A 13,037-nucleotide genomic window follows, 5' to 3' on the forward strand; every position below is an offset into this window, starting at 1 on the left:
AGCCTGTAGAAGGAACAGATTGCAAGACTATGCCGCAGCAGCTCTCCGTCTTCCCCGCATTCTTTCGCGTCTCACAAAAGCGCGTTGCCGTGTTCGGCAATGGCGACGAGGCCTTTGCGAAGGTGCGCCTGCTGCTCAACACCGAAGCCCAGATCGCCGTCCATGCCGACGCGCCGGAGGCTGACTTCGCAGAGTTCCTGCGCGAGAGGGCAATCGAAACCGTTCGTGCACCCTTCGCTCCGCAGCAACTCGAAGGCGCGATCCTCGTTTTCGCTGCGACCGGCGATGCGGCGGAAGATCAAAAAATCGTCATCGCCGCGCGCGCGCAGAAGATCCCGGCAAACGCCGTCGATCAGCCTGACTATTGCGATTTCTTTACCCCGGCGCTGGTCAATCGCGCTCCGGTCGCGGTTGCCATCGGCACCGAAGGTGCCGGCCCGGTGCTCGCCCAGATGATCCGGGCGCAGATCGATCAGTTGTTGTCGCCGTCGCTCGGGTTGGTCGCGTCGCTTGCGGCAGGTTACCGCGATGCGGTCGATCGGCTCGTGCCGCGTGGTGTCGCACGCCGCCTCTTCTGGCGCCGTTTCTTCCAGGGGCCGGTTGCCGACAAGATCGCACTTGGCGATGTCGCGGCGGCGCGCCGCGAAGCGTCTCGTTTGCTCGATACCGCGCAGGCTGCTTCCGGCCATGTCTGGCTCGTCGGAGCCGGGCCAGGTGCCGAAGATCTGCTGACGCTGCGCGCGCAGCGGGTGATGATGGAGGCCGATGCGATCGTCTACGACGCGCTGGTGCCTCAGGCGATTGTCGATATGGGCCGCCGCGACGCGGAAAGGCTCTCCGTCGGCAAGCGCAAGGGTTGCCACACGAAGTCACAGGATGAGATCAACCAGTTGCTGGTGAAGCTCGCAAGCGAGGGCAAGCGCGTCGTTCGCCTGAAGTCCGGCGACCCGCTCGTCTATGGCCGCGCCGGCGAGGAAATGGCGGCGCTGCGCGACGCAGATATCACTTACGAAATCGTGCCCGGGATCACGTCCGCTTTTGCCGCGGCGGCGGATTTCGAGCTTCCGTTGACCCTGCGCGGCGTCGCTTCGTCGCTGGTGTTTACCACTGGTCATGATCTGGCGGGCGAAGTGTTGCCGGACTGGGCGCGGCTTGCGGTTTCCGGCGCGACCATCGCCGTCTACATGGGGCGCACGGTCGCGGCCTCCGTCGCCGGCCGCCTGATGCAGGCGGGCTTGCCCGCTGAAACCACCGTCGCTGTGATCGAAAACGCCAGCCGCGCCGACCGCCGGCTGCTGCATGGTACACTCAAGGATCTGCCCGACCTCGAAGGTCGCACAGAGCTTTCGGGCCCGGTCATGGTGATCATCGGCGACGCTGTTGCCGGCGCGAATTTTGCGCGCTCCGAACCGCTGGTCGCCGGCAAGCGCACGCCAACACAGATCGAAGCTGCCGCTGAGCGCAGCGAACAGATTGCGAACTAAGGGAAACGTCATGGTGAACAAGGTTTTGACGGCAAATCGGCTCTCGGATGGCATATCCGTCTGGCTGGATGCCTCGGGCAACTGGGTCGAACAGCTCCAGCAGGCCTTCATTGCCCGCCATGCCGAGGCGGTTACCGCGCTCGAAGAGACGGGCAAGCTGGCCTTTGAAGACAACAAGGTCGTCGACGCCAACGTCGTCGACGTCGAGGAAGTCAATGGTACCTTGCGGCCGCTGCGCATGCGCGAGCGCATTCGCGCCGAGGGACCCTCGATCCCCTATGCCGCCGGATACAATGGCCTTGCCGGCCCGAACTTTGCTGCCTGAGGAAACGATACGACATGTACCGCTACGATGAATTCGATCACGCCTTCGTTTCCTCGCGCGTCGACCAGTTCCGCGATCAGGTCGAGCGCCGCCTGAGTGGCGAACTGGCCGAGGATGCCTTCAAGCCGCTACGCCTGATGAATGGCGTCTATCTGCAACTGCACGCCTATATGCTGCGCGTCGCCATTCCCTATGGCACGCTGTCGAGCCGCCAGATGCGCATGCTTGCTCATATCGCCCGCAAATACGATCGCGGCTATGGTCACTTCACCACCCGCCAGAACATCCAGTACAACTGGCCGCGCCTGTCCGACACGCCGGATATCCTCGACGAGCTGGCCGCCGTCGAGATGCATGCACTGCAGACATCGGGCAATTGCATTCGCAACGTGACGGCCGATCATTTCGCCGGTGCTGCGGCCGATGAAGTTGCCGATCCAAGACCTTACGCCGAAATCCTCAGGCAGTGGTCGAGCGTTCATCCGGAATTCTCGTTCCTGCCGCGCAAGTTCAAGATCGCCGTTACCGGCGCCGAGCGCGACCGTGCCGCGATCCAGGTCCATGATATCGGTCTGCACCTGAAGAAGGACGAGAATGGCCGCATCGGCTTTGCCGTTTATGTTGGCGGCGGACAGGGCCGCACGCCGATGATTGCCAAGAAGATCCGCGACTTCCTGCCGGAAGAGGACCTTCTGTCCTACACCACGGCGATCATGCGCGTGTACAACCTCCATGGTCGGCGCGACAACAAATACAAGGCGCGCATCAAGATCCTTGTGCATGAAACCGGCGCGGAAGAGCTTTCCCGTCAGGTCGAGGTCGAATTTGCAGCGCTCAAGGATACCGAGCTGAAGCTGCCGGACGCCGACATCAAGGCAATTTCCACCTATTTCGCACCGCCGGCTCTGGAAGCCCGTGCCGAGGGTTGGGAAAGCCTGGCGCGCTGGAAGAAGACCGATCCGGAGTTTTCCCGCTGGGTTCACCAGAACGTGCAGCCACACAAGCACCCGGACTACGGCATGGTGACGATCTCGCTGAAGCCGATCGGCGGCATTCCGGGGGATGCGACCGATGCGCAGATGGACGCGGTCGCCGATATCGCCGAGGAATATGCCTTCGACGAGATCCGCGTCAGCCATGAACAGAACCTGATCCTGCCGCATGTGGCGCTCGCCGATCTGGAGCCGATCTATCGCGCGCTCGTGGTTGCCGGTCTGGCAACCGCCAATGCCGGGCTGATCACCGACATCATTGCCTGTCCCGGGCTCGACTACTGCGCGCTTGCAAATGCGCGTTCCATCCCGGTGGCGCAGGAGATCTCGACCCGTTTTGGCGCGCCGGAGCGCCAGGCCGAGATCGGCGAGCTGAAGATCAAGATTTCCGGCTGCATCAATGCCTGCGGCCACCATCATGTCGGCCATATCGGTTTGCTCGGCGTCGAGAAGAAGGGGGCGGAACTCTACCAGATCACGCTCGGCGGCTCCGGCGATGAGAACACGTCGATCGGCGAGATCATCGGTCGTGGCTTCGAGCCGGAAAAGGTAACCGACGCGATCGAGACAATCGTCGATACCTATCTCGGGCTGCGAAACGACCAATCGGAGACGTTCCTTGCGGCGTACCGTCGGGTCGGCCCGCAACCTTTCAAGGACGCGCTCTACGGCGGCAGCGCACAGGAAGCCGCCTGAGGGGCGAAGGAACGGACATGACAAAAATCTGGAAGGAAACCGGCTTCGTGAGCGATGATCCCTGGATCATCGAAAACGAGGAGACCAAGGCCGGCTCGAACGAAAAGGCCGTCCTCGGGCTTGAGGCGTTTCTCGCCAAGGTCGCTGAGACGGACGAGGCGGGCCTCGGCGTGGTCGTCGCTCCGGCCGATGACGTGACCAAACTGCAGCCCTATCTCGACCGCATCGCGCTGATCGCGGTTGCATTTCCGGCCTTCAACGACGGGCGCGCGTTCAGCCACGCGTCGCTTGTGCGCGCAAGGCTTGGTTTTGCCGGCGAGGTGCGGGCGGTCGGAGATGTGTTGATCGACCAGATCCCTTTGATGCTGCGGTGTGGCATCGACAGTTTCGCGGTCACCAACGGCACGGCGCTTAAACGTTTGACGGAAGGCCGGTTGCCAGGTATCGCCAATCACTATCAGCCGACCGCAAAGCCCTCGGCCGACGCCAGGTCCTATAGCTGGCGGCGTGTTTCTTGATGGTCGTGTTGACCGCGACAGTGTGAAGCACGCCGAATTGCGCGAAAGCGACTATATTTGGAAGGGAATTCCTTCCCGTCGAGCGCGGCTTGGAATATCCGCGTATTGTTGATAGACAGGGTCATCATTTACAGGACTGTAGCCACGATGAATGCTCCGGCAAAAACGGAAGATTTCGCGATCCAGGCACCGGCAGGTGTCTTCGTCGAGACGGTGACCAGCGTCACCCACTACACGGATCGGCTCTTCCGCTTCCGCATGACCCGCCCCGCGGAATTCCGCTTCCGCTCCGGCGAGTTTGCGATGATTGGCCTGATGGTCGGCGACAAGCCGGTCTACCGCGCCTATTCGATCGCAAGCCCGGCCTGGGACGAAGAACTCGAGTTCTTCTCGATCAAGGTTCCCGATGGCCCGCTGACGTCGCACCTGCAGGCGATCAAGCCCGGCGACAAGGTGCTGATGCGCAAAAAGCCGACCGGCACGCTGGTGCTGGATGCGCTTGTGCCCGGACGCCGCCTGTACATGTTCTCGACCGGGACAGGCATCGCGCCCTTTGCCAGCCTGATCCGCGATCCCGAGACCTATGAGAAGTTCGAGGAAGTCATCCTCACCCACACCTGCCGCGATGTCGCCGAGCTGAAATACGGCTTCGATCTCGTGGACGAGATCCGCAACCACGAATTCCTGAACGAGATCGTCGGCGACAAGCTTCGTCACTATGCGACCGTGACGCGCGAGGAATACCCGTTCAAGGGCCGCGTGACCGACCTGATGGTCAACGGCAAGTTCTTTGCCGACCTCGGCCTGCCGCCGCTCGACCCGGCGATCGACCGCGGCATGATCTGCGGCTCGACCGCGATGCTGAAGGATACCAAGGAAATCCTGGAGGCCGCCGGTCTGACGGAAGGTTCCAACAGCAAGCCGGCCGAGTTCGTGATCGAGCGTGCCTTCGTCGGCTAACTGCCGAAGAACGAAATATTATAGCGGTCCTTCCAAAGGCGCATCGTCGGATGCGCCTTTTTCGCATCTGTGCGACAGTCGCTCGCAAGGGCGACGTACCGGGAGCCCGGCGCAGGCACTATCGTTCCCCGGCATTTTGACATGTCGCTCGGCCGCAAACGCGCGGAGCGAGCGCACCAGGAAAGCGTCCAGGCCGGCCTGTGCCGGCGACGAGGGGCGTTGCAGGGAGTGGCTGATGAGCCTTGATACCAGAATTCGCCGCAAGTCGTTGCATGACCGGATCGTTTCACCGGATGAGGCGGCCAAGCTGATCAAGGACGGCATGACGATCGGCATGAGCGGCTTTACCAAGGCCGGCGACGCGAAAGCCGTACCGCTCGCGATGGCGCAACGGGCGGCCAGCGAGAAATTCCGCATCACATTGATGACCGGGGCATCGCTTGGCCACGACATCGACAAGATGCTGACGGAGGCGGGTGTCCTCGCACGGCGGTTGCCGTTCCAGTCCGATCCCGTTCTGCGCGCTGCCATCAATCGCGGCGAGGTCATGTTCATCGACCAGCATCTCTCCGAAACGGTCGAGCAGCTTCGCACCGGGCAGATCAGCCCGATCGATTACGCGGTCGTCGAGGCGGTGGCGATTACCGAGGACGGCGGCATCGTGCCCTCGACGTCGGTCGGCAATTCCGCAAGCTTCGCGATCCTTGCCAAAAAGGTGATCGTTGAGCTCAATCTCAGCCACAGTCCGGAACTGGAAGGGCTGCACGACATCTACATTCCGGCAAAACGGCCGTCGCGCACGCCGATCCCGGTCGTTTCCTGCGACAGTCGCGTCGGCTCGCCCTATATCCCCATCGATCCCGAAAAGATCGCCGCAATCGTCATCACCGAAAAGCAGGACAGCGCCGCGCGCATCTCGCCCCCGGATGCCGAAACCAGTGCGATCGCCGGTCATCTCATCGGCTTTCTATCCGACGAAGTGCGCAAGGGCAGGCTCGACATGACGCTGAACCCGCTGCAGGCGGGGATCGGCGTCATCGCCAATTCAGTCCTGAGCGGACTTGCCGACAGCCCGTTCCATGATCTGCGCATGTATAGCGAGGTGTTGCAGGACAGCACGTTCGAACTCTTCGAAGCCGGCAAGCTGAGCTTTGCCTCGGCAGCATCGATGACGCTCAGCAGCGCCTGGGCCGACCGTGTCTTCCGCAATATCGCCGCCTACAAGGACAAGGTCATCCTGCGGCCCCAGGAGGTCAGCAACCATCCGGAAATCATCCGACGCCTGGGCGTTATCGGCATCAACACCGCGCTCGAGTTCGATATCTACGGCAACGTCAACTCGACCCATGTCGGCGGCACCGACATGATGAACGGCATCGGCGGCTCCGGCGACTTTGCCCGCAACGCCTTCCTGTCGATCTTTGTCGCCAAATCGGTCGCCAAGGGCGGCGCCATCTCTTCGGTCGTGCCAATGGTGGCCCATGTGGATCACACCGAGCATGACGTCGATATTCTGGTGACGGAGCATGGTCTCGCCGACCTGCGTGGGCTTGCGCCGCGCGAGCGCGCGCCGATCATCATCCGCAACTGTTGCCATCCGGCCTATCGCGAGCTGTTGGCGGATTACTTCAAGCGCGCGGTTGCAACGCGGGCGGGACAGACGCCGCATATCCTCGAGGAAGCCTTCGATTGGCACGTGCGCAGGCTGAAGACGGGTAGCATGTTGCCTGACGCCTGACGCCTGACGCTCTAGTCCTGCTCCAGATAGGTCATCAGCGATGACATTGCCGCCCCCGCGCCCCCGGCGTCGGCGCGGGCGATGGCATTGATCACGGTGACATGGCGCTCGACCGACCCGCGCATCCGCTCGACCGAAGCGCTGGCAAACCAGATGCGTCGAGCATGCGTCTGCAACGGGGCAAGGGCTGCCGTCAGGAACCTGTTGGGGCAGGCTTCTTCCATCAGTTCGTCGAAGGCCTTGTCTGCCACGAGGAAGCGTTCGAGATCATCCGCATCGGCGCATTGGCCCATCTCGGCGGCGCAGTCTTCCATGGCGCGCCGTTGATCGGTGTCGGCATGTTCCGCCACCAGAGCGGCGGCCAGCGGCTCCAGCCTTTGCCGGGTCTGCATCAGATGCACCCGATCCTCCGGCCCGATCGTCGTAATCTGCAGGCCGACACGCGGCAGTACCTCTATCAACTCCTGCCAGGCGAGCTTCTGGATCGCCTCGCGCACCGGCGTGCGGCCGTGGCCGGCAAGCTCGATCAGCTGTTTTTCCGTCAGAAGCATGCCAGGCGCGAGCTTCAACGTCACGATCAGTCGCTCAAGGGCGAGATAGGCGAGGTGGGCCTGGGAGTGGACCGGCATGGGCAACTCGTCGTTTCTGATATATCAGAGCGTGCCATAATTTCGGTTCCGTGGCAAATGAAGCGATGGCCACTAATCAGGAAGGATTACCGTCCGCAGGTCGATAGCCTGAAATCGGTAAAAGCTCCAGATTTCAAGGGCATGAATAAAATCGAACCGTCGACCGTTCCGGACTTGAAGGGTGTTGACGAAGCCGAGGCGGCTTGTCAGTCTCCTCTAAAAAGGACGTCGAACATCGACGCTGAGGGGCTTGGGCTAAGGTGGGTGCGTTTCTGGTCTGGTCGCTGATCGTGTTCGCGGGACTGCTTGCCGTCCCGGCGGTCAGCCATACCAACGCACCGACAACGTTTTCGCTCATGTCTTCCTCGATGGCCTTCGTCGGCATGGCGATCGCGCAGTTCATGGCGGCGCGCCCGCCAGTGATCGAACCGCTGTTCGGCGGGCTCGACCGCATCTATCACCTTCACCGCCGGATCGGCATCTGCGTGCTCGTGCTCATCCTCGTCCATTATTTCCTGACGCCTGATTTCAAGGGGCTATCGTTTCCGAGCGGCCTGAACCAACTCGCGGCGTCTGCCGGAAAATATGCCTTCTACGCCCTGGTGGCGCTGCTTGTCCTGAGCCTCGTAAAGATCATCCCGAAGACCAGGATCGAGATACCCTACCACCTGTGGCGCTACACCCATCGCTTCATCGGTCTGCTCTTCGTCCTTGTCGCGTTCCACCAGATGTTCATCAAGCGCCCCTATGACAGCACGGCGTTGCTGGCGATCTATCTCAACGCATTTGCCGCGCTCGGGATGCTCAGCTACGCCTACACCCAGCTTTTGCCTTGGCTGAGGACGCGCCGATACGAGGTGTGCGAGGTCGTCAGGCATGAGGGCGCGACGATGATTGCCGCGCGCCCGAAGCGGCGGGCGCTGCGGGCCAAACCGGGTCAGTTCGGCTTCCTTCGCGTCTTGAAGACGGGTCTGCGCGAGCCGCATCCCTTCACCATCGCCGGCATCGACGGCGATGGCACGGTGCGGTTCGCCATCAAACCGCTCGGCGATTATACCCAGGCGCTGCGCGACGCTGTCGCCGTCGGCGACGAGCTGAAGCTCGAGGGGGGATATGGCCGGTTCAATCACCGCCGAGGGGCAAGCAAGCAGATCTGGCTTGCGGGCGGCATTGGCGTGACGCCATTTCTCGCCATGGCCCGGCACCTGAAAGGTGACGAGGGCCAGGACATCCACATGGTCTATTGCGTGCGCGACCGAAAGGAAGCGATCGGCCTTGATACGTTCGAGGCCCAGGCGGAAAAGCTCGGAAACTTCAGCTTCGTGCTGCACGATTCGGCGATAGACGGACGGCTTGACGCGGCCAAGCTGGCGGCGGGCAGCCTCATTGATCCGGCTGAGGCCGACCTTTGGTTCTGCGGACCGCCGCCGCTTCGGGAAGCGATCGTCAAGGGTTTGAAAGAGCTTGGAAAAAAGCCGCGTCGCGTCGAGTTTGAACAGTTTCAGTTTCGATAGCAGTTTATTGTCAATTTTTGGATTGAGGGAGTACGGCCATGCGCAGTCTGCGTGAAATGCGAGCAAGCGTCTCCAGAGGCGCCGGCATCCGCAAGAGCCATGCCCTGGCGCTCGGTGCCGGCCTCATCGTCGCCATGCTCTGTCCCTCCACCGCATCGGCGCGCGACGCCTTCGCCGACGACGCCTTCGCGACCTACAAGCCCAATGTCGAGAACGGCAAGTACATGTTCAACGCCGCCGGCTGTGGCGCCTGCCACGGTTCCGGCGATCAAACCGAACTTTTGTCCGGCGGGATGGAGATGAACACGGCGATCGGCACGTTCTATGCGCCGAACATTTCGCCGCATGCCAACGGCATCGGCGGCTGGAGCAACGCCCAGTTTCTGAACGCCGTGATGGTCGGGCTCGATCGCGACGGCAACAATCTCTATCCGGTCATGCCCTACACCTCCTACGGTGGGATGAAGCCCGAGGACGTGCTCGACATCAAGGCCTATGTCGAGACGCTGCCGCAGGCGGATGCCGCCTCGAAGGAACACGAGATCGCTTTTCCGTTTAGTCGACAAACGACAATAACCTTCTGGAAACGCAGCAATTTCACCGTTCCTGCCTATCAGCCGCGCGAAGAGACGCAGATGGAGCGCGGTCGCTATCTGGTCGAAAACGTCGGCGGCTGCGGCGATTGCCACACACCGCGCACGACCACCTATGGGCTCGACCTGGAACGCGCCTATCAGGGGGAAAAAGGGCTGACCGGTGCGGTCGCACCCGATATCGGCAAAGCGAAGATGGCAGGTCTTGCCACGCCTGACGTTTTCACCAGCGGCCTGATCGACGAAGGCAAGAAGCTATCCGGTGCTCCGATCAGCGATCCCGTCATGCGGCGGATCGCCAAGGGGCTCTCCGTTCTCGACGACGACGATCGGCGCGCGATCTACGCGTTTCTGGCCGATCGCGAAGTCAAGGCACCGGCTCCTGTGGCCCAGTCGGTCACGGCGGTCTGCAAGGAGGCCACGGCATCGACGGCGCTTTCCGGCGACAATGCCGCGCTGGTACAGCAGGCAGATACGTTCATCGGTAAATACTGCCGCAATTGCCACGGGCCAGGCGAAAGCTCTCAAGGCAGCTATCCCGCAGGTGAGCTGACGTCGATTGCTGCCGATGCCAATTTCGTCACGCCGGGCAATGCTTCGAAATCGCGCCTCTTCACCTCGGTCACCAGCGGCCGCATGCCGCTTGGCAAGCGCCCGACAGACACTGAGGTCAAGGTGCTCGAAGACTGGATCAATTCGCTGAACGACAAGGACCTGCCGCAGGCGGCGGCCGCCAAGCCCGATCGATCCCGCCCAATCCTTACCTACGATGCGTTCGTCGCGCTGGCGCTCAAGGACATCTCGAAGGTGAGCGCGCTCGATCGGCCGTACATGCGCTACTTCTCCTATCGCGACCAGTACAACGGCATGATGGGCTGCGAAGACGACGCCACGTTCATGAAGCGCATGGATGTGCTGGCGGGTGGCTTCAAGAAGCTGCTCAATTCTCTCTCCTATGGCCCGACACTTGCGCTGCCGGCGGAGGTGGATGGCACCAACGGCCTGCTGGTGCGGGTCGATCTGCGCGACCTGCAATGGGATAGCGCCGACTATGATTTCCTCGCCAAGCGCTACTTCTATGGCGTCGATCCGAAGAGCGTTCCGTCGCTTCAGGCGCTCGCGACCGAGACGGGCACGCCGCTGCCGATCATGCGGATCGACTGGTTCATGAGCAACGGCGCGCGGCCCGAGATCTACAACCGGCTGATGAGGCTGCCGACACAGATCCACGAACTGGAAACCCGCTTCAAGATCGACGTCGACGACAACATCAGGCGCCGCAACGTCCTGCGCGCCGGCTTTGCCGATGGCTCCTCCGGTGTATCGGATCACAACCGCATGCTCGAGCGGCACGACATGCCCTTCGGCGGCTACTACTGGAAATCCTACGATTTCGCTGGCGATGCCGGCAAACAGGTACTGAAACGTTTTCCCCATGGGCCCAAGGCATTGGGCGCGCTCGATGCCGGCCTGGTGCCGTTCGAGCACGATGGCGGCGAGATGATCTTCTCGCTGCCCAACGGTCTGCAGGGCTATTATCTGTCGACGGCGGCCGGCAAGCAGCTCGACGTCGGCCCGACGACCATCGTTTCGTTCCGCCAGCGGCCGATCGGCAAAGGGGTGGAAATCATCAACGCCCGCTCGTGCTTCGATTGCCATGCGGACGGCATTCTGTCGAAGCGCGATCAGTTGCGCGAGCATATCGCTACGTCGACACTGTTCAGCAAGGATCAGCAGGACGTGCTTCTGGCGATGTATGTGAAGCAGGAGGAACTGGACGAGGCCTATCGCAAGGATCGTGAACGCTTCGTCGATGCGCTGCAGAAGCTCGGCGCCACCGAGGCGACACCGGACGGCGGACTGCAGAGCAAGCACGCCCCCGGCGACGCCGAAATCGTCACCTATTTCGCCGACAAGTATGAAGACGAGCTCGACTTCGACGCCTTGGCGGCTGAGTTCGACATGACGCCACAGCAGTTTTCCGAAGCGGTCAAGCGGGTGAGCGATGTCGACGTGCTGCGCCTCGGGCTCGATTGGGTCACGACGCTGGAAGCTGGCGGCACGGTGCCGCGCAACGAGGTCGAGCAGCAATATGCCCTGTTGCTGCAGCCTCTCGTCCAGCGCCGCCCGCTCGACACTGCCGCCATCCATGTTGCCGGCGCCGAGCCGCAACCGGAACAGATGCCGCAATCCGTGGCCGCGGCCGTACCGGACTATCGAAAACAGGAGGTGGCGGGTGAGGGCAAGCTCGAGCTTGCCCTGAAGGTGCCGACGACCACGGCGAAGGTCGGCGACCAGCTCTCCTTCGAACTTACCGCCAACCAGGCCTGTGAGCTGCAGATCCTTTATGTGGAAGAGAACGGCAATGTCGAAGTCATCCCTGACGAGATGATCGGCAACACCACGCTGCAGCCCGGTGAAAGCCGACTGATCCCGCAGCCCGGCACCGGCACGTTGACCTTTGATACGGCCGCGCCCGCAGAGACGATGCTGGCCTTCTGCCGGGTCGGAGGGCTGGCGGATCAAAAGCTGACGGTGGAAAAGGCACGCCAATATGTCGCCGCATCAAAACTGCCGCCGACGCGTGGACTGGCAGTCAATCTCGCCAAGAAGGCGCAGGCCGACAAGGGGGCCAGCAGTGTGCAGATGGTCACTTTCGAGATCAAGGATTGACCGCCATCCATGAGAAACCACGCAAGACGACTGATCTTCGCTTCTGCGCTCCTGTTGCCGCTCGCCCATCCCGCCAGCGCCTGCGACGCGCTGGTCAGGGCTTCGCACGCACTCAATGCGGGCGATGAAGCAGGTGCCCGGGGGGCTGCCACGGCCGAGCGCGTGAAAGGGTGCACGAACACCGAAGCGGCGCTGACACGGCGGGTCGCGGCCCTCGCGACCTTCAATCGCATCGCCAACGCGGTCGGGAACGGCGCAAGGCTGGATACGTTCGAGACCGAGCTTCGATCCGTGCGCGACGACGTCGGCGGGCCATGGCAGATTCTTGACGCACTCGGCGACATCGAGCGTCAACGCAAGAATTACGAAAGTGCTGCGGCGCTGTACCAGCAAGCGCTGGAGGATGCCGCCAACGAGGAACTGACACCGGAATGGATGGCGCCGGACAAGGCCTATATCCTGCGCCTGGATCGGCTCGCCTCAGAGATGCGTCTCGCATCGGCCAAGCCTGTGAAACTCACCATGCGTGGTGCCTGCAAGTTTTCCTATCGCGGTATCGCGATCCGGAAGAAGGCGACACCGGTTCGTTATGTCTTCGGAACGGCAGAGTTCACGCCGGAAGGTTTGCAATCGGCAAGGGATCTGTTCGAGTGCCTGAAATCGGCAAAGCCGGAAGCGATCACTTTGATCGGCCACACCGATCCGGTCGGTAGCCCCGAAGCCAACCAGAAACTGTCGCTGGCACGGGCACAGGCGCTTGCGCACTATCTCGTCGACGCCGGCTACAAGGGCACCTGGACGACCGTTGGCAAGGGTGAGGAGGAGCCGTTCAGGCCGGATGACCCTAGTGCCTACGACGAGGCGATGCTGCACCAACTGGATCGCCGCGTCGAAGTTGATGTGGAGAAGTAAGTC

Annotated in this window: 10 protein-coding genes; 9 read left to right on the forward strand and 1 reads right to left on the reverse strand. The window is 62.1% G+C overall.

The features are described from left to right. Nucleotides 1–29: 29 nt before the first annotated feature. From cysG to RTP54_RS07595, 6 genes are all read left to right on the forward strand, one after another. Nucleotides 30–1,484, forward strand: coding sequence for a siroheme synthase CysG (gene cysG, locus RTP54_RS07570; protein WP_312361775.1), 1,455 nt, complete (start codon nt 30–32; stop codon nt 1,482–1,484). Nucleotides 1,485–1,494: 10 nt separating this feature from the next. Then, nucleotides 1,495–1,809, forward strand: a complete 315-nt coding sequence (locus RTP54_RS07575) for a DUF2849 domain-containing protein (protein WP_312361777.1) — start codon at nt 1,495–1,497, stop codon at nt 1,807–1,809. Between the two features lie 14 nt (nt 1,810–1,823). Continuing rightward, the gene (locus tag RTP54_RS07580) at nt 1,824–3,497 is read left to right on the forward strand and encodes a nitrite/sulfite reductase (RefSeq protein WP_312361778.1); all 1,674 of its coding nucleotides are present in this window, start codon (nt 1,824–1,826) and stop codon (nt 3,495–3,497) included. Between the two features lie 17 nt (nt 3,498–3,514). Further along, nucleotides 3,515–4,015 (forward strand): DUF934 domain-containing protein, encoded by a 501-nt coding sequence (locus RTP54_RS07585; protein ID WP_112809803.1) that lies wholly within the window; start codon nt 3,515–3,517, stop codon nt 4,013–4,015. 147 nt (nt 4,016–4,162) lie between these two features. Then, nucleotides 4,163–4,975 carry a ferredoxin--NADP reductase gene (locus RTP54_RS07590; RefSeq protein ID WP_112809802.1) on the forward strand — a complete coding sequence of 271 codons (813 nt, stop codon included), beginning with the start codon at nt 4,163–4,165 and terminating at the stop codon, nt 4,973–4,975. 235 nt (nt 4,976–5,210) lie between these two features. After that, entirely contained in the window at nt 5,211–6,713 is a 1,503-nt protein-coding gene (locus tag RTP54_RS07595) for an acetyl-CoA hydrolase/transferase family protein (protein WP_112816705.1), read from the forward strand. A gap of 11 nt (nt 6,714–6,724) precedes the next feature. On the opposite strand, the gene RTP54_RS07600 is transcribed toward RTP54_RS07595, so the two are convergent. Beyond that, nucleotides 6,725–7,342, reverse strand: a complete 618-nt coding sequence (locus tag RTP54_RS07600) for a GntR family transcriptional regulator (RefSeq protein ID WP_312361782.1) — start codon at nt 7,340–7,342, stop codon at nt 6,725–6,727. 260 nt (nt 7,343–7,602) lie between these two features. On the opposite strand from RTP54_RS07600, the gene RTP54_RS07605 reads away from it, so the two are divergent. The 3 genes from RTP54_RS07605 to RTP54_RS07615 are packed head-to-tail and all read left to right on the forward strand — an operon-like array spanning nt 7,603 to nt 13,034. Further along, nucleotides 7,603–8,856 carry a ferredoxin reductase family protein gene (locus RTP54_RS07605; protein WP_312361783.1) on the forward strand — a complete coding sequence of 418 codons (1,254 nt, stop codon included), beginning with the start codon at nt 7,603–7,605 and terminating at the stop codon, nt 8,854–8,856. Between the two features lie 38 nt (nt 8,857–8,894). Further along, the gene (locus RTP54_RS07610) at nt 8,895–12,122 is read left to right on the forward strand and encodes a c-type cytochrome (protein WP_312361784.1); all 3,228 of its coding nucleotides are present in this window, start codon (nt 8,895–8,897) and stop codon (nt 12,120–12,122) included. A 9-nt stretch (nt 12,123–12,131) separates the two neighbouring features. Continuing rightward, nucleotides 12,132–13,034 (forward strand): OmpA family protein, encoded by a 903-nt coding sequence (locus RTP54_RS07615; protein WP_312361785.1) that lies wholly within the window; start codon nt 12,132–12,134, stop codon nt 13,032–13,034. The last annotated feature ends 3 nt before the right edge of the window (nt 13,035–13,037 follow it).

The sequence above is a fragment of the Ensifer sp. genome (assembly GCF_031989085.1).
Lineage (GTDB): Bacteria > Pseudomonadota > Alphaproteobacteria > Rhizobiales > Rhizobiaceae > Ensifer.